The 17,513-nt window shown below is 64.5% G+C and carries 15 protein-coding genes; 6 read left to right on the forward strand and 9 right to left on the reverse strand.

The window, feature by feature from the left end; all coding sequences use genetic code 11:
• Positions 1 to 5: 5 nt before the first annotated feature.
• Together C7G41_RS18570 and C7G41_RS18575 are read right to left on the reverse strand one after the other, a co-directional pair.
• Positions 6 to 449: a cyclic nucleotide-binding domain-containing protein gene (locus C7G41_RS18570; protein ID WP_007598631.1), complete on the reverse strand. Its 444-nt coding sequence runs from the start codon at positions 447 to 449 to the stop codon at positions 6 to 8.
• A 58-nt stretch (positions 450 to 507) separates the two neighbouring features.
• Entirely contained in the window at positions 508 to 1,194 is a 687-nt protein-coding gene (locus tag C7G41_RS18575; protein ID WP_007598630.1) for a response regulator transcription factor, read from the reverse strand.
• 202 nt (positions 1,195 to 1,396) lie between these two features.
• Between C7G41_RS18575 and C7G41_RS18580 the strand changes: the two genes are divergently transcribed.
• Complete coding sequence (locus C7G41_RS18580) at positions 1,397 to 1,966, forward strand: L,D-transpeptidase (protein ID WP_199198463.1); 570 nt, start codon at positions 1,397 to 1,399, stop codon at positions 1,964 to 1,966.
• A 6-nt stretch (positions 1,967 to 1,972) separates the two neighbouring features.
• Positions 1,973 to 2,746 (forward strand): 2-keto-4-pentenoate hydratase, encoded by a 774-nt coding sequence (locus C7G41_RS18585; protein WP_106943931.1) that lies wholly within the window; start codon positions 1,973 to 1,975, stop codon positions 2,744 to 2,746.
• A gap of 139 nt (positions 2,747 to 2,885) precedes the next feature.
• Here C7G41_RS18585 and C7G41_RS18590 read toward each other — a convergent pair whose 3' ends face one another.
• Positions 2,886 to 3,575, reverse strand: coding sequence for a YggS family pyridoxal phosphate-dependent enzyme (locus tag C7G41_RS18590; RefSeq protein ID WP_106943932.1), 690 nt, complete (start codon positions 3,573 to 3,575; stop codon positions 2,886 to 2,888).
• Between the two features lie 107 nt (positions 3,576 to 3,682).
• Between C7G41_RS18590 and C7G41_RS18595 the strand changes: the two genes are divergently transcribed.
• Entirely contained in the window at positions 3,683 to 5,380 is a 1,698-nt protein-coding gene (locus C7G41_RS18595; RefSeq protein ID WP_106943933.1) for a diguanylate cyclase domain-containing protein, read from the forward strand.
• A 3-nt stretch (positions 5,381 to 5,383) separates the two neighbouring features.
• On the opposite strand, the gene C7G41_RS18600 is transcribed toward C7G41_RS18595, so the two are convergent.
• A complete protein-coding gene (locus C7G41_RS18600) occupies positions 5,384 to 6,430 on the reverse strand; it encodes a GGDEF domain-containing protein (RefSeq protein WP_199198464.1) in 1,047 nt (348 codons plus the stop codon).
• 192 nt (positions 6,431 to 6,622) lie between these two features.
• On the opposite strand from C7G41_RS18600, the gene leuS reads away from it, so the two are divergent.
• From leuS to holA, 3 genes are read left to right on the forward strand one after another with little or no spacing between them, the layout of a single operon-like run.
• Positions 6,623 to 9,247, forward strand: a complete 2,625-nt coding sequence (gene leuS / locus C7G41_RS18605; protein WP_106943934.1) for a leucine--tRNA ligase — start codon at positions 6,623 to 6,625, stop codon at positions 9,245 to 9,247.
• Positions 9,234 to 9,785 (forward strand): LPS assembly lipoprotein LptE, encoded by a 552-nt coding sequence (lptE, locus tag C7G41_RS18610; protein ID WP_106943935.1) that lies wholly within the window; start codon positions 9,234 to 9,236, stop codon positions 9,783 to 9,785. The genes leuS and lptE overlap by 14 nt, the downstream gene beginning before the upstream one ends.
• Before the next feature lie 48 nt (positions 9,786 to 9,833).
• A complete protein-coding gene (holA, locus tag C7G41_RS18615) occupies positions 9,834 to 10,862 on the forward strand; it encodes a DNA polymerase III subunit delta (RefSeq protein ID WP_106943936.1) in 1,029 nt (342 codons plus the stop codon).
• Positions 10,863 to 10,981: 119 nt separating this feature from the next.
• Here holA and C7G41_RS18620 read toward each other — a convergent pair whose 3' ends face one another.
• The 5 genes from C7G41_RS18620 to mnmE form a co-directional block, all read right to left on the reverse strand.
• A complete protein-coding gene (locus C7G41_RS18620; RefSeq protein WP_199198465.1) occupies positions 10,982 to 11,866 on the reverse strand; it encodes a ParB/RepB/Spo0J family partition protein in 885 nt (294 codons plus the stop codon).
• A 173-nt stretch (positions 11,867 to 12,039) separates the two neighbouring features.
• The gene (locus C7G41_RS18625) at positions 12,040 to 12,894 is read right to left on the reverse strand and encodes a ParA family protein (protein ID WP_106943938.1); all 855 of its coding nucleotides are present in this window, start codon (positions 12,892 to 12,894) and stop codon (positions 12,040 to 12,042) included.
• A 29-nt stretch (positions 12,895 to 12,923) separates the two neighbouring features.
• Complete coding sequence (gene rsmG / locus C7G41_RS18630; protein WP_106943939.1) at positions 12,924 to 13,697, reverse strand: 16S rRNA (guanine(527)-N(7))-methyltransferase RsmG; 774 nt, start codon at positions 13,695 to 13,697, stop codon at positions 12,924 to 12,926.
• 9 nt (positions 13,698 to 13,706) lie between these two features.
• Positions 13,707 to 15,587 (reverse strand): tRNA uridine-5-carboxymethylaminomethyl(34) synthesis enzyme MnmG, encoded by a 1,881-nt coding sequence (gene mnmG / locus C7G41_RS18635; RefSeq protein WP_106943940.1) that lies wholly within the window; start codon positions 15,585 to 15,587, stop codon positions 13,707 to 13,709.
• A gap of 469 nt (positions 15,588 to 16,056) precedes the next feature.
• Positions 16,057 to 17,415: a tRNA uridine-5-carboxymethylaminomethyl(34) synthesis GTPase MnmE gene (gene mnmE / locus C7G41_RS18640; protein WP_106943941.1), complete on the reverse strand. Its 1,359-nt coding sequence runs from the start codon at positions 17,413 to 17,415 to the stop codon at positions 16,057 to 16,059.
• Between the last annotated feature and the right edge of the window lie 98 nt (positions 17,416 to 17,513).

A 17,513-nucleotide genomic window follows, 5' to 3' on the forward strand; every position in this document is an offset into this window, starting at 1 on the left:
CAGACCTAAGACGTCAGCTTCGCGCCCGCCATCAATATATCGCTGGCGATCTGGCTGGAGCGCACCGCGAATTCATCGCGCAGGCGAACGGCGGCGGCGGGGTCGCTTTCGAGCACGCGCTGAAACAGGCTGCGCGCGACGCGGATGACGGAGGCGTGCTCGATCGCGATCGCGCTCGAGGGCCGCTTCATCGGCACGATCAGCGCGAGCTCGCCGATCAGCGCACCGGGACTTGCGATCATCTCCGCGCCGGCGCCGTCGTCGACCCGGAAGGCGCCGCGCTGGACCACGAAGCCGGCATCGGCATCGTCGCCGAGATTGAACAGGACGTCACCTCGGACGAAGTCACGCTGCTCGGAGCCGATCGCCAGCATGCGCAACGAAGCGTCTCCCAACAGGCGCAGTGTCGGGACACGCTCGAGAAGCGCTACATCGTCGTCGATTGACATTCAGGTCCGGGGCTCAAGGGCACGCAATCTAAAACGATTCGCACGCCCCTGAAGCGTATCACGGCACCAGCTTGTATCCACCGGCTTCCGTGACCAGGATTTCCGGGTTGGCGGCGTCCTTCTCGATCTTCTGGCGAAGGCGGTAGATGTGGGTTTCCAGCGTGTGGGTGGTGACGCCGGAATTGTAGCCCCAGACCTCCTGGAGCAGGGTCTCGCGCGAAACCGGCATCTGGCCGGCCCGGTAAAGGAAGCGGAGGATCGCGGTTTCCTTCTCCGTCAGCCGGACCTTGCGCGCATTGGCGGCGGTCAGCATCTTGGAGCCGGGCCGGAAGGAGTAGGGGCCGACCGAGAACACCGCGTCCTCGCTGGCTTCGTGCTGCCGCAGCTGGGCGCGGATGCGCGCCAGCAGCACGGCGAAGCGGAAGGGTTTTGCGACGTAGTCGTTGGCGCCGGATTCCAGCCCCAAAATCGTGTCGGAATCGGTGTCATGCCCGGTGAGCATGATGATCGGAGCCTTGAACCCGCCCTTGCGTAAGGAACGGACCACTTCGCGGCCATCCGTGTCGGGCAGGCCAACATCCATCAGGACGAGATCGGGGGCATTGGCCTTCGCGGCGCTCGCGCCCTTGGCGCCGGTATCGACCGCGGAGGCTTCAAATTCTTCGTGCAGCGACAATTGCTCCACCAACGTATCGCGCAGATCGGTATCGTCATCCACGATCAGGATCTTGCGGGCATTGGCCATAGGGGGTCATCCTTTTGGGGTCCGGCGCGGCGCGCATCCATGCTGCACCCAGCCGAGAGGGAAGTTTAGGGGTCGCAATTATTATTGTTGTTCGTCTTGAAGTAGTGGGCTGTTACCGATTCACAAGCCAGAACCACTCTAACCCAGAATAGCAGGCCGTTTTGATGAATGTCCTGTAATGAATTCGACATCGCACGTTCATATGAAAAAGAAAGCTGCTTCAGTTAGTTACACCTCGAACCGAGGCGCCGGGCCGCTGTCGGCGATCCGCGTTAAGTCTGCCGCCGGGAATCCGCGCCGGGGCTGGCTGACCGCTGGAGCGCTGACGATTCCGGTGGCGCTCGGACGCGGCGGCATTCTGGCAAACAAGCGCGAGGGCGACGGCGGTACCCCGAGGGGCAGCTTCCGTCCCAGGCGATTGTGGTGGCGGGGCGACCGGCACAGCCGCCCGCAGACCTTCCTGCCGGCCCGGATCATCACCGGCGAGGACGCCTGGTGCGAGGATCCCAATGACCGTCACTACAATCAGGGAATCCGGCTAGGCGAGGGGCAGGGCGGTGACCGGCTCAAGCGGGCCGACCATCTCTATGACTTCATCATCGAAATTGACCACAATACCAAGCCGCGTATCGCCGGCCGGGGCAGCGCGGTGTTTTTGCATCTGGCCCGCGACAATTTCGGCCCGACCGCAGGCTGCGTCTCGATGACCCAAGCGGCGATGCGACAATTGCTGCGGCGGCTGGGACCAAAAACAAAAATCATCATCGGGTGAGGACACATGCTCGACAGGGATCAGATCGCCGCCGCATCGCGCGTCCTCATCCGACATTGGCGCGACGGCACCAAGCTTGACGCGCTGGAGACAGGGTTGCGGCCACAGAACCGCACCGAGGGCTACGCCGTCCAGGGTGCGCTCAGCGGGGAATTGTTCGGCTGGAAGATCGCGGCGACGAGCGAGGCCGGACAGAAGCACATCAATGTCGCGGGGCCGCTGGCCGGTCGGATCATGAGCGACACCGTGATCGCCGATGGCGGCACCGCCTCGATGAAGGGCAACGCGATGCGCGTCGGCGAACCCGAGTTCGCTTTCCGCATGGGGCGCGATCTGCCGCCCCGGTCCGCGCCTTACAGCGCGGACGAGGTCCTCGCCGCCGTCGACACCTTCCATCCCGCGATCGAGATTCCCGATTCGCGCTTTGCCGATTTCGCCAGCGCCGGCGAGGCGCAGCTGATCGCCGACAATGCCTGTGCGCATCTGTTCGTGCTGGGCGCAGCGACGCATGCGAACTGGCGTGCCATGGATCTTGTCGAGGAGCGGCCGCAGATCACGCTGCGCGGCCAGCGCTATCTCGGCCACGGCAAGAACGTGCTCGGCGATCCCCGCATTGCCCTGGTCTGGCTGGCCAACGAGCTGCGTGGCCTCGGCATCACCTTGCGGGCAGGGGAGGTGGTGACCACGGGCACGTGCCATCCGCCGCTGCCGATCGAGGCGGGTGATCGTTTCGCGGTGGATTTCGGCGTGCTGGGGACGGTGTCGGTGGGGTTCGCGTAGCCAGCCCCACACTCCGCCGTCATTGCGAGCGAAGCGAAGCAATCCAGAGTCCCTCCGCGGAAAGATTCTGGATTGCTTCGCTACGCTCGCAATGACGAAATCAAGAGCCGTTGCCGGGCGCGGCCGTCGCTAACTGCTCTCACCGGTGCCCGAAGATCGCGCTTCCCACGCGCACATGGGTGGCGCCGAGCATGATCGCGGTCGCATAATCCGCGCTCATGCCCATCGAGAGCTTCTTCAATCCATTGCGCGCGGCGATCTTGGCGGTCAGCGCGAAATGCGCGGCCGGCGGCTCATCCACCGGCGGGATGCACATCAACCCCGAGATCGTCAGCCCGTAGGTGTTGCGGCAGCTCGCGATGAACGCATCGGCCTCGCCGGGGGCGATGCCGGCCTTCTGCGGCTCCTCGCCGATATTGATCTGGACGAACAATTCCGGGTGCTTGTTCTGGGATTCGATTTCCTTGGCTAACGCCTGGCAAATGCTCGGGCGGTCGACCGAATGGATGGCATCGAACAGCGCGACCGCCTCTTTCGCCTTGTTGGATTGCAGCGGCCCGATCAGGTGCAACGCGATATCGGAGTAAACAGACGTTAACGCGGGCCACTTGCCTTTGGCCTCCTGCACGCGATTCTCGCCGAATACGCGCTGTCCGGCGTCGATGACCGGGGTAATTGCATCCGCGGCGAAAGTTTTCGACACCGCGATCAGCGTCACGGAGGCACGTTCGCGCCGCGCATCCTTGCAGGCGCGCGCGATTTCGGCTTCGACCGCGGCGAGCGCGTTTGGTGAATGTCCGGTTAGCGGCGCGGCGTTTGCTTCAGTCATGATGTCGCATTGGATCTGTTGTTGCGGAGCTAGTTCTAATTTTACCGAGTTCAAGAAAGAGTTTTTGAACCCTTTGCTTTACCTTAGCCGCGGGGTGGGCAGCGCAGATGGCAAACGTCAGTTTCAACCGCAAACGAGCGAAACTCAAGCAGGTTCTCGGAATCCGGGCGCGGCTTGCGTTGCTCGCGGTGATTCTGGTGACGCCTTTGATGTTCGAACGCATCCGATCGCTCGAAGACACGCGCACGCGGCAGATCGCGCAGGCCACGACCGAATTCACCACCGTCGCAAGACACAGCGCCGATGCGCAGCGCGAGGTGATCTCGTCGGTCGAGACCATCCTGAAATCGGAAGCATTCATCCGCGCCTCCGCCGGCGGCATCAGCAAGAGCTGTGACGTGCTGCGCGCGAGCCTGCCGTCGAATCTCCCCTGGATCCGCACGCTTCTGATCGCCGGCCAGGACGGCCGCATCCAGTGCGCCACGAACAACATGTATGTCGGCCTCGACCTCAGTGACCGGCCATACTTCCAGCAGGCGCAGGAAACCGGCCGCTTCGTGCTGAGCGACTTCATCCTGTCGCGCCCGGTGCCGACACCGACCGTCATGGCTGTTTACCCGGTGTCCGCCTTCAGCGGCGTAGCGGATGCCGTCGTGCTCGCCACCGTCAACCTCGACTGGATGTCGAAGGTCATGAGCAATCTGGGTGGTCGCGCCGGCATCACGGCCGTGCTGGTCGACAGCGCCGGCACCGTGCTGGCGGCACCCGCCGACCAGCACAGCGCGATCGGCCGTCCGCTCGACAACTTGCCGCTGATGTCCGCGATCGCCGACAAAGCGCTGAGGTCTGACCAGGACGAAGGCTCACTCTCTTTCCTTGCAGCCGACGGCTCCCGCCGCGCGGTCAGCTATATCCGCATCGCCGGGACCAATGCCCGCCTGATCGCCAGCATCGACGAGGACAAGGTATCCGCGGCCGTGAGCCGCGACATCCGCACCGCCTATCTCCAGCTCGCTTTCGTCGTGCTATTCGTGCTGCTCGGCGCGCTGATCGCAGCCGAGAAACTGGTGATCAAGCCGATCAGGATGCTCGCCGACATGGCCAAGCGCCTGGGCGAGGGCGACCTCTCGGCCCGTGCCGCGCGCAATCGCCTGCCAGCCGAATTCGTGCCACTGGCCCGCGCGTTCAACGCGATGGCCGCGCAACTCAGCCAGCGCGAACGCGAGCTGATGGCGAGCAACGACCGGCTCACGGTGATGGCCTCGATCGACATGTTGTCGGGGCTCGCCAACCGCCGCGGCTTCCAGAGCCGCCTCGACTTCGAATGGATGCGCGCGCAGCAATATGGCAGCGACCTCGCGCTCCTGATGATCGACGTCGACCATTTCAAGCTGTTCAACGACACCTATGGCCATCTCGAAGGCGATTCCTGCCTGACCAGACTTGGCGAGTCGCTGTCCGACATCGCCGCCGACACGATGGGCTTCGCTGCCCGCTACGGCGGCGAGGAATTCTGCCTGTTGCTGCCGAACACCGACGTCGCACGCGCCGTCGAAATCGGCGAACAGGCGCGCGCGGCCGTGCTGAAGCTGTGCCTGCCGCACATCACCTCCGACCACATGATCGTCACCGTCTCGATCGGCGTTGCCGCGACGAAGCCAAACGAGAGCTTGCGTCCCGGCGATTTGATCGAAGCCGCCGACGCCGCGCTCTACGCGGCCAAGCACCGCGGCCGCAACACCGTCGTCGAGCACGGCATCACGGTGATCGACAACGGCGCGGCGGAAATGATGATGGCGGGTTGAGGGCTAACCCGCAGCCCCGGCGCCATCGAGCTCGCTCTCGGTGACCACGCGATTGCGGCCACCGTTCTTGGCGAGATAGAGCGCGCGATCGCAGCGCTCGATGAGATCGGTGATCCCTTCGCCGGTCCGGTACTGCGCAACGCCGATCGACACGCTGATATGGGGCAGGACCTCGCCGGTCGAGCGACGCGTGATCCTGCTTTCCGCGATCGCGTGCCTGATGCGCTCGGCAATCTGGGCGCAGACAGCGAGATCGGCACCCGGCAGCACCGCGATCAGCTCCTCGCCGCCATAGCGGGCCGACAGGTCCTGCTCGCGGACTTTTTCGCGCAGCACCTTGGCCATCAGACGCAGCACCTGGTCGCCGACGCCGTGGCCGAAACTGTCGTTGAAGGTCTTGAAGTGGTCGATGTCGAGCATCAGCACGCTGAGCGGCTCGCCCCAGTCCGCAGTCGTCTGCGCCTTGCGCAGGAATTCATCGAGCGCCCGCCGATTGGCAAGGCCTGTGAGCGTATCGGTCCGGGCACGCTCCTCGGATTTGGAGAGAGAGGCGCGGATCACGTCGAGCTCGCGGGTCTTTTCCGCAAAGCCCGCCTCGAGCCGCGTCGCGCGGGTGGCCGCGTGGCCCAGCTCGTTCATGAGCTGGGCAACCAGCGCCTTGGGATCGACACCGGCCTTGCCCTGGTCCGCGACCTCGTTGATCGCCTGCATCTGGGAGTGATTGTCGGCAATCGCAGTCGCAAGAAAATCCTTCGCCACGCCCATAAGGGTGTGGAGCCGCTCGGACGTGTCGACGACGATGGCACTCACCTGGGGCGCGACGTAGGTTTCGAACAGATCCCGATTGGTCCTGAGGTCGAAGGGCCGATTGTGATCGATCAGGAGATCGATCGCATTGCGCAGATCATCATGGCTTCCCGCGAAATATTGGAACCAGACGGCAAAATTGGTCGGCGTGGCGGGAATCCGCTGTTCGGCCATGCTCCGCATCGCCCGTCCGGCAATGGACGCGGCATAGTCGTAATCGGGGTCGTCGAAGCTGGTGTCCATCACGAGTCTTGAGAGTTCTGGTCAGTCGCAAACTCGCATCGACCCCTTAATCACGCCCCAACGCGGCCTCAGTAGTTATGCGGTGCAGCGCCGAAGGTTCCCAAATTGCGGCAACCCATTGACCCCTTGAGGACTTCTATGGCCTAGTCCGCCGTCTTTAGACGGCCAGATCCACGAAAACCCAACGATTCCATGACCTCCGAACGCTACAACGCCCGCGACGCCGAACCGCGCTGGCAAGCCGCCTGGGACCAACAGGCGATCTTCGTCTCCAAGAACGACGATCCGCGGCCGAAATACTATGTGCTGGAGATGTTCCCCTACCCGTCGGGGCGCATCCATATCGGCCATGTCCGCAATTACACGCTCGGCGACGTGCTGGCCCGCTTCATGCGCGCCAAGGGTTTCAACGTGCTGCACCCGATGGGCTGGGACGCTTTCGGCCTGCCGGCCGAGAACGCCGCGATCGAGCGCAAAGTGGCGCCAAAGGCCTGGACCTACGACAACATCGCCGCGATGAAGAAGCAGCTCCGTTCGATCGGGCTGTCGCTGGACTGGAGCCGTGAGATCGCGACCTGCGATCCCTCCTATTACAAGCACCAGCAGAAGATGTTTCTGGACTTCCTGCGCGAGGGCCTCGCCGAGCGCGAGAAGCGCAAGGTGAACTGGGACCCCGTCGACATGACCGTGCTCGCCAACGAGCAGGTGATCGACGGGAAAGGCTGGCGTTCGGGTGCCGTTGTCGAACAACGGGAAATGAACCAGTGGGTCTTCAAGATCACGAAGTACTCGCAGGAGCTGCTGTCGGCACTGGATACGCTGGATCGCTGGCCGGACAAGGTGCGGCTGATGCAGCGCAACTGGATCGGCCGGTCCGAGGGTCTGCTGATCCGCTTCGCGCTCGACGCGGCGACGACGCCGGCCGGCGAGAGCGAGCTGAAGATTTTTACGACGCGCCCCGACACGTTGTTCGGTGCGAAGTTCATGGCGATCTCGGCCGATCATCCGCTGGCGCAGGCCGCCGCCGCCAAAAACCCTGATCTCGCCGACTTCATCGGCGAGATCAAGCGGATGGGCACGGCGCAGGAAATCATCGACACCGCCGAGAAGCAGGGATTCGATACCGGCATTCGCGCGGTTCACCCGTTCGATCCGAGCTGGAAGCTGCCGGTCTATGTCGCCAACTTCGTGCTGATGGAATACGGCACCGGCGCCATTTTTGGCTGCCCCGCACACGACCAGCGCGACCTCGATTTCGTCAACAAGTACGCTCTCGGCAATACGCCGGTGGTGTGCCCCGAGGGCCAGGATCCCAAGACCTTTGTCATCACCGATACCGCCTATGACGGTGACGGCCGCATGATCAATTCGCGCTTCCTCGACGGCATGACGATCGATCAGGCCAAGGACGACGTGGCGAAGCGTCTCGAGACCGAACTGCGCGGCAACGCGCCGGTCGGCGAGCGCCAGGTGAACTTCCGCCTGCGCGATTGGGGCATTTCGCGCCAGCGCTATTGGGGCTGTCCGATCCCCATCATCCATTGCCCGAAATGCGATGTGGTGCCGGTGCCTGACGCCGACCTGCCGGTGAAGCTGCCGGACGATGCGACCTTCGACAAGCCAGGCAACGCGCTCGATCATCACCCGACCTGGAAGCACGTGACCTGTCCGCGATGCGGCGGCAAGGCTCAGCGCGAAACCGACACCATGGACACCTTCGTGGATTCGTCCTGGTACTTCGCGCGCTTCACCGATCCCTGGAACGAGAACGCGCCGACGACGCCCGCGGTCGCCAACCGGATGCTGCCGGTCGACCAGTATATCGGCGGCGTCGAGCACGCGATCCTGCATCTCCTCTACAGCCGCTTCTTCACGCGCGCGATGAAGGCGACGGGGCATATCGCACTGGACGAGCCGTTCGCCGGCATGTTCACGCAAGGCATGGTGGTGCACGAGACCTACCAGAAGGCTGACGGCACCTATGTCCAGCCGGTCGAGGTGAAGGTCGAGACCGGCGCCAACGGCCGCCGCGCCACGCTGCTGACGTCAGGCGAAGACATCCAGATCGGCCCGATCGAGAAGATGTCGAAGTCGAAGAAGAACACGGTCGATCCCGACGACATCATCGAGACCTACGGCGCCGACGTCGCGCGCTGGTTCATGCTGTCGGACTCCCCGCCCGAGCGCGACGTGATCTGGAGCGACGAGCGCGTCCAGGGCGCCTCGCGCTTCGTGCAGCGGCTGTGGCGGCTGGTGAACGACTCGATCGAGCCCGGCAAGACCGCGCCGGCGGCCCGGCCGGCCAGCTTCGGTCCGGACGCCACCGCCTTGCGCAAGGCCGCCCATGGCGCGCTGGACAAGGTCACCACCGGGATCGAGCGGCTGCACTTCAACGTCTGCCTTGCCCATATCCGCGAATTCACCAATGCGTTTGCGGAGGTCTTGCAGCGTCCCGGCCAGCCGGCTCCGGATTTGGCCTGGGCGATCCGGGAGGCCAGCCAGATCCTGGTCCAGCTGTTCTCCCCGATGATGCCGCATCTGGCCGAGGAGTGTTGGCAGGTTCTCGGCCACAGCGGGCTGGTTTCCGAGGCCAATTGGCCCCAAATCGAACGCGATTTGCTGGTTGAAGACAGTGTGACCCTGGTGGTCCAGGTCAACGGCAAGAAGCGGGGCGAGGTCACAGTTGCAACAGCGGCCGAGAATCCGGAAATCGAGGCTGCCGTTTTGGCCCTCGATGCGGTAAAACTGGCCTTGGACGGCAAGCCCGTCCGCAAGGTGATTATCGTCCCCAAGAGGATCGTGAATGTTGTCGGCTAGGATCCGCATCGCAGCCCGCTTGCTGGCGGTCGCCGCACTGGCGGCCATGACGGCCGGCTGCTTCCATCCGATGTATGCCGAGCACAGCGACGGCACCCCCGGCCTGCGCGAGAAGCTGATGGGGGTCGATCTGCCCCCGATCGCCAAGGCCAATGCCTCGCGCGAGGCCCGCGTCGGCGTCGAGGTCCGCAACGCGCTGGCCTTCAGGCTCTATGGCACCGCCACCGGCATGCCACCGACCCACCGCCTGGAGATCCGCTTCGCGAGCAGCAAGACGTCGCTGATCGTCGATCCCAATACCGGCCTGCCGAGCAGCGAAAACTACGGCCTCGATGCCCAGTACAATCTCATCGAGGTGGTCAGCGGCAAGTCGGTGATGACAGGCACGACGTTCTCCCGCGTGTCCTACGACATGCCCGGCTCCTATCAGCGTTTCAGCCGCAACCGCGCGGTACGTGATGCCGAGGATCGCGCCGCCAACGAGATCGCCGAGAACATCACGACCCGCCTCGCCTCGTTCTTCACCGCAGGCACTTAATTCATCCCGTCACCCCGGTTCGTCCCGGACTGACGAATCCCAGGCACCATGGTCGCGCTGCGCGGAAAAGAGATCGACGCCTATCTCGCCCGCCCCGATGCGGGCCGTCCGATCATCCTGCTCTATGGTCCTGACGCCGGCCTGGTCCGCGAACGCGCGGATGCGCTGATCGCATCGGCTGTCGACGATCCCAACGACCCCTTCTCGCTGGTCAAGATCGATGGCGACGAGCTCTCCGCCGAGCCGTCGCGTCTCGTCGACGAAGCCATGACGGTGCCCCTGTTCGGCGGCCGCCGCGCCATCCGCGTACGCGCCGGCTCGCGCAGCTTCGCCAGTGCTATCGACACGCTGGCGGAGATGGGCGTCAGGGATTGCCGCATCGTGATCGAGGCCGGCGAGCTGCGCCCGGAATCGCCACTGCGCAAGGCCTGCGAACGCGCCAAGGCGGCCGTCGCGATCGCCTGCTATCCCGATACCGAGCGCGACCTCGCCAAGCTGATGGAAGACGAGCTCCGCATCGCTAATTTGCGCATCGCGCAGGATGCCCGCGCGGCGCTGATGTCGTTCCTCGGTGGCGACCGCCAGGCCTCCCGCAACGAGCTGCGCAAGCTCACGCTCTATGCCCATGGCAAGGGCGAGATCACACTGGATGACGTGATGGCTGTCGTCGCCGATGCGTCGGAGCTGAAACTCGATCCGATCGTCGATGGCGCCTTCGCCGGCCGTCCCGAGATCGTCGAGAACGAGTTTGCCAAAGCCATGATCGCCGGCACCTACCCCGGCGTGATCATCTCCGCGGCGCAGCGTCAGGCGGCGTGGCTGCACAAATCGGCGCTCGCAATCGCCGACGGCACGCCCGCTTCCGCCGTGCTCGACAGCGGCTATCCGCGCCTGCATTTTTCGCGGAAGCCCGCGGTCGAAACCGCACTGCGCAATTTCAGCGTGGCGCGGCTTACCGCCATCATCGAGCAGCTCGCGACCGCCGCGCTCGACACCCGCAAGCAATCGACGCTAGCCGCCGCCATCGCCCAGCGTACGCTGATGGCGATCGCCGCGAACGCGAAGCGGCGAGGCTGAGCCCCCGCTCTCATCCCGTCATTGCGAGGAGCGCAAGCGACGAAGCAATCCAGAGTCCTTCCGCGGAAAGATTCTGGATTGCTTCGCTGCGCTCGCAATGACGAGGAGAGTGCGGGGGCCTACAGCGCGCCCTTCGCCAGCCGCCGCATCACCTCGTCGAGCTGATCGAGGTTGCGGTAGTTGATCTGCACCGAGCCGCCGGGATCGCGGTGGCTCACCGTGACCTTGAGCCCGAGCGCGTCGCTGACGCGCTTCTCCAGGTCGACCGTGTCAGGGTCCTTTTCCTTCGCTCCCGTGCGCGCCTTCTGCGGCTTGCGTTCCGGCACGCCCTCTTCATGCGCCAGCGCCTCGGTCTGGCGGACGTTGAGGCCTTCGTCGACGATGCGCTTGGCGGCCGCGAGCGGATCAGGCACGCCGATCAGGGCGCGGGCATGGCCTGCGGTCAGCTCGCCGCTCGTGATCAAGGCCTGCACCTCGGCGGGAAGCTTCGTCAGCCGCATCATGTTGGCGATGTGGCTGCGGCTCTTGCCGACGACTTTGGCGATGTCGTCCTGGCTGCGTTTGAACTCGTTGGCGAGCGCGTGATAGCCGAGCGCCTCTTCCATCGGGTTGAGGTCTTCGCGCTGCACGTTCTCGACGATCGCGAACTCCAGCGCATCGCTGTCGCTGATGTCGACGGGGACGATCGGCACTTCGTGCAGGCCGGCCATTTGCGAGGCGCGCCAGCGCCGCTCGCCGGCGATGATCTCGAAGCGGTCCTGCGCACCCTTCACGGGGCGCACCACGATCGGCTGGATCACGCCATGCTGCCTGATCGAATCGCTGAGCTCCCGGAGCTCAGTTTCCGAAAAGGTGCGGCGCGGGTTGCGCGGATTGGGCTTGATGAACTCGATCGGCACCTTGCGTTGCGCACGCGGCCGATCGACATGTTGAGCCTCGCCGCCGACATCACCGATCAGACTCGCAAGACCCCGGCCCAATCGCGAACGCGCTTCGTCGGCCATCGCCAGCTCCCTTGGATTCACGCTGCAGCACTCCAGAACTGAATTTCGAATCGTAGGGTGGGTTAGCCCTGCAGATGCGCGAAGCGTATCTGCTCGCCGTAACCCACCTCTTCTGTTTCCGCGGAGATCGACAGTGGTGGGTTAGCCATCGGCTAACCCACCCTACGGCAACTTCAATGCGTCGTCCGCAGTTCGCGCTCGCGCTGGATCACTTCGGTGGCGAGCCGCAAGTAGGCTTCGCTGCCGACGCATTTGAGATCGTAGACCAGCACCGGCTTGCCGTAGGACGGCGCCTCCGAGATGCGCACGTTGCGCGGGATCATGGTCTTGTAGACCTTCTCGCCCATGAACTGCCGGACGTCGGCAACGACCTGGTTCGAGAGATTGTTGCGCGAGTCGAACATGGTCAGCACGATGCCGTGGATCGACAGGTTCGGATTGAGCGTCGAGCGAACCTGCTCCACCGTCTGCAGCAATTGCGACAGACCTTCGAGCGCGAAGAACTCGCACTGGAGCGGCACCAGGATCGCGTCGGAAGCCGCCATCGCGTTCACGGTGATCAAGTTGAGCGAGGGCGGACAGTCGATCAGCACGTAGGTGTAATCGGCGTCGGGCGAGACGTTGTTGTTGAGCGCGCTGATCGCGTCACGCAGCTTGTACGCCCGACCGGGCGTGGTGCCGAGCTCGAGCTCGAGGCCGGAGAGATCCATGGTCGAGGGCGCGATATGCAGCCGCGGCACTGCCGTCGACACCACCGCTTCCCGCAGGCTCGCCTCGCCGACAAGAACGTCATAGGTCGAGCAGGAGCGGTTGCGGCGATCGATGCCAAGGCCGGTCGAGGCGTTGCCCTGCGGATCGAGATCGACGATCAGGACGCGTTCGCCGATCGCAGCGAGCGCCGTGCCGAGATTGATCGCCGTGGTTGTTTTTCCCACGCCGCCCTTCTGATTCGCCAGCGCCAGGATGCGCGGATGCCCATGCGGGACGGCGGCGGTCTGTTCTTGCTGCGGTTCGTCGATCACGCTCATCGCAAATTCCCCACTCGGCCCCTGACGCCTCACCCGCGCCGTTCGACGGAAGCCAGCTCGACGATCCAACCGTCGCCTGTACGGCTTTGGTGGAGCTGCGGCTGAACATTCCAATATTTAGTGGCTTCGGTCAATTCAGACTCTACATCTTGACCCTTGAGAAACAACGCCTTTGCGCCCTGGCGCATCAGCGGCTCCGCAAAGCCGATGAGTTGATGTAGCGGAGCCAGGGCACGCGCGGTGACGCAATCGACCGGGCCGGTGATTCTATCCACATTATCCCCGATCTCAGCGAGATGTACGACTCCCGGTGATGTAGTTACTCGGACCGCTTCGCGCAGAAAGGCCGCCTTCTTGGCGATTCGCTCGACCAGATGGACGCTGGCCCCGACCGTCCCAGCCATGGCGCAGGCTAGGACGATTCCGGGAAAGCCACCGCCGCTGCCGAGGTCGGCCCAGCGTTTGGCCGACGGGGCGAGAGCGACGAGCTGAAGCGAATCGGCGATGTGCCGGGTCCAGAGATGCGGCAACGTCGAGGGCGCGACGAGGTTGGTCTTGGCCTGCCACTCCCGCAGCAGTGCGATGTAGCGATCGAGCCGGGCTTCGGTTTCATGTGAAACGGACGCGAGCTTGAGCGCCGCAACCTTGTCGGCGGCGATGACCGAGTCCAAGGACCGATCGTTGGCGCTGGCCTTGTCGATCTTCGGCCTGGTCGGCGCCGGTTCGGGGCGACGACCGGCGCCCTCACCCGCCGAGGGTTTTCCTGATGACGATCTGCCGCCGCCCGGCCCGCGCTGTTTCACGTGAAACGCCTATGCGATTGCTTTGGAAGTCTTCCGCGCTTCGCGGCGGAGATAGGCCGCAAGGATGCCGAGCGCCGCCGGCGTCATGCCGTCGATTCGGCCGGCCTGGCCAATGGTGAACGGCCGCGCCTTCTCCAACTTGGCCCGCACCTCATTGGAGAGACCAGGGACCTGCTGGTAATCGACGTCCGACAGCACCAGACCCTCGTCCCGCCTGAAGGCTTCGACGTCGGCGCTCTGGCGCTCCAGATAGACATCGTACTTCGCGTCGATCTCGAGATGGGTGGCAATGACGGGATCAATGCCGGCGAGGTCCGGCCAGATCGCACGAACCTGGCTCCAGCCGATGTCGGGATACGCCATCAGCTCGAAAGCCGACCGCCGTTGGCCGTCCCGGTTCAGGGTCAGACCGTGCTTTATGGCCTCGTTCGGGGTGATCGTCAGCGACTTCGATAGCGTTCGAGCCGCATTCAGGGCGTCCATCTTGGCGCGATGATGCTGGGTGCGGGCGCTCCCAACGCATCCCAGGGCGATGCCCTTCTCGGTTAAACGCTGATCGGCATTATCCGCCCGCAAGGTCAGCCGGTACTCAGCCCTTGAGGTAAACATCCGATAGGGTTCGCTGATGCCGCGGGTAACGAGGTCGTCGATCATCACGCCGAGATAGCCATCGGCCCGGTCGAACACCGTCAGCGCGGCGCCGCTCGCAGCCAATGCCGCGTTCAGGCCGGCCACGATGCCCTGGCCGGCGGCTTCCTCGTACCCGGTCGTGCCGTTGATCTGCCCGGCCAGGAACAGGCCGCGCAAACGCTTGGTCTGAAGGGTCGGATCGAGCTCACGTGGATCGATGTGGTCGTATTCGATGGCATAGCCGGGCCGGACCATCTTCACCCGCTCCAGGCCGGGAATGGTTGCGAGGATGGCGAGCTGGACCTCCTCCGGCAGCGACGTCGAGATGCCGTTGGGATAGACCGTGCTGTCGTCGAGCCCTTCCGGCTCCAGGAAGATCTGGTGACCGTCGCGATCGCCGAAGCGAACGATCTTGTCCTCGATGGAGGGGCAATAGCGCGGTCCGGAGCTCTTGATCTGGCCGGAGTACATCGGGGAGCGATGGACATTGGCCCGGATCACCTCGTGGGTCGCGGAATTGGTCCGGGTGATCCCGCACTGGATCTGCGGCGTCGTGATCCGCTCGGTCATCACGGAAAACGGCTCCGGAGGCTCGTCCCCCGGCTGCATTTCGACCGCCGACCAGTCGATCGTCGTGCCGTCCAGACGCGGCGGAGTCCCCGTCTTGAGTCGTCCAAGGGTGAACCCGGCGCGCTCGAAAGAGGTCGAAAGCCCCATCGCAGGCGCCTCGCCAACCCGACCGGCCGGCCAGTTCTTCTCGCCAAGATGGATCAGACCGCGGAGGAAGGTGCCGGTGGTGACGACCACAGCCCCTGCCCGAAGTTCGCGGCCATCGGCCAGGCGCAGGCCGATCACCCGTCCCTCGACCACGATCAGCTCGTCCGCCTCGCCTTCGACGACGGAAAGACCCTCGGTCTCCCGGATCGCCGACTGCATCGCGGCGGCATAGAGCTTCCGGTCGGCCTGCGCGCGCGGACCGCGGACCGCCGGGCCCTTACGGCGATTGAGGACGCGAAACTGGATGCCGCCGGCATCGCCGACCCGCCCCATCAGACCATCGAGCGCATCGACCTCACGAACCAGATGACCCTTGCCCAGACCCCCAATCGCGGGATTGCAGGACATCGCGCCGACGGTGGAGAAATGGTGCGTCACCAGAGCGGTCGCCGCGCCCATCCGGGCAGAGGCGGCCGCGGCCTCACAGCCGGCATGGCCGCCGCCAATCACGATGACGTCGAAGCTCTCTCGCTCTGTTCGCATGGGCGGACTTTTAGCTCAGAGACGGGGAAGCCGGAAGTGGAAACTGGAGGGCCGGTTGTTTCACGTGAAACGGGGCAAAGGACACGGGGGGCAAAATGTTTTTCGCGAAAACAACCCCATGCACAGTAGAAGGGCCCTTGGAAACATTACCATTTTTTCATGCAAGAAAACGGGGCTCGCGAAGGGAAAAGGCGTGGTCCGGAGGTCGTACAGCAGTGACGGGTCGGTGATTGGGAAGCGCACCGGCAGGAGCCCGGCACCCCGGCGTTGCTGGCGAACAGGAGCAATGCAAGGCATCTCCGCGCACCCGCTTCTTAAGTCGCCAGCGCCCGAAGCGGGACCCTGCGCATACCGGCGAAACCCAAGGTGCCGGTGTTTCACGTGAAACGTCAAGGAACTGCGCCGGCCCTGTTTCACGTGAAACAGCAAGAAATGGAACAAAGGCTAGTTCTACAATGAAGAACTATTGCTACTTACCAACACAGAATCTTTGGAATATGGCCCCCAGGACATCCTCGACGTCCACCCGACCCAGCAGCCGGCCCAAGGCATAGGCGGCAGCGCGCAGCTCTTCGGCGGCAAGCTCCTCACCCTCTTCTATGAGCTCCAGACTCCGGCGCAAGCTGTCCGACGCCCGGCGCAGCAGATCCCGCTGGCGCGCCCGGGTCACCAATGCGCCCTCCGTCGTTCCGAAGAAGTCGGCGGCGAATTTCACCAGGGCATCGACCAGCTCGGGGATGCCGTCCCCCCGGCTCGCCGCGATTCCGAACTCACCGCGCGGCCTCACGCCCTCGACCCCGCCGAGATCGATCTTGTTGCGCACGACCCAGATCGCGCCGCCGGAGGGACTGCTTGCGTTGCCGGACTTCCCCAGTAGCGACATCGCGTCAGGGTCGACAGCGCGTCCCGCCTCCACCAGCCACAACACGAGATCAGCATCGTCGGCGCGGGCTCGCGCCCGGCGTACACCCTCCTGCTCGACCGGATCATCGGTCTCGCGAATGCCGGCGGTGTCGATCACCGTGACGGGATAGCCATCGAGATCGAGCTGCACCTCGATCACATCGCGCGTCGTGCCCGCGTGCGGCGAGACGATTGCGACGTCGCGGCGCGCGAGCTGGTTGATCAGCGTCGACTTGCCGACATTCGGCTCGCCCGCGATTGCGACCACGAGGCCGTCGCGCAAGCGTTCAGCTTGTCCCTGTGCCGCAAGGACTTCTGCGATTTCGTCATGCAGCGCACCGATCGCCTTGACCGCAGGCGCCATCAACTCGGCGGGCACATCGCCCTCGTCGGAGAAATCGATGCCGGCTTCGATCAAGGCGGAGGCCTCGATGATTCGCTCGCGCCAGTCGCGCGCGCGATTGCCGAGGAGGCCCTGCAACTGCCGTAACGCCTGGCGGCGCTGGCGGTCGGTGTCGGCATGAATGAGATCGTCGAGGCCCTCCGCCTCGGTCAGATCGAGCTTGCCGTTCTCGAAGGCGCGACGCGTGAATTCACCGGGCTCGGCGGCGCGCATGTTCGGAATACCGGAAATGGCGGCGAGGAGTGCAGCCAGCACCGCGCGGCCGCCATGGACGTGAAATTCGGCGACGTCCTCGCCGGTCGCGCTGCCCGGCCCCGGAAACCACAGCACCACCGAATCGTCGATCGGCTGGCCCGCGCCGTCATGAAGGAGCCGGCGGCTGGCCTGTCTCGGCGCCGGCAGCTTGCCCGCCAGCGTCGTCAGCACCAGGCTGGCGCATGGCCCGGAGACGCGCACCACCGCGAGCGCGCTCGGCGGACGGCCGGACGACAGCGCAAAGATGGTCTGGTCTCGCGGATGCATGGCCTATTTGTCCGGCTGAAAGCGAAAAGGCAAACATCCGTTTCGGCCGACGAAGGGCGAGTTTTCGCGCGTCAAATCCCGCAGCAAAATCCATATTG

It is taken from the genome of Bradyrhizobium sp. MOS002, assembly GCF_003020115.1.
GTDB lineage: Bacteria > Pseudomonadota > Alphaproteobacteria > Rhizobiales > Xanthobacteraceae > Bradyrhizobium.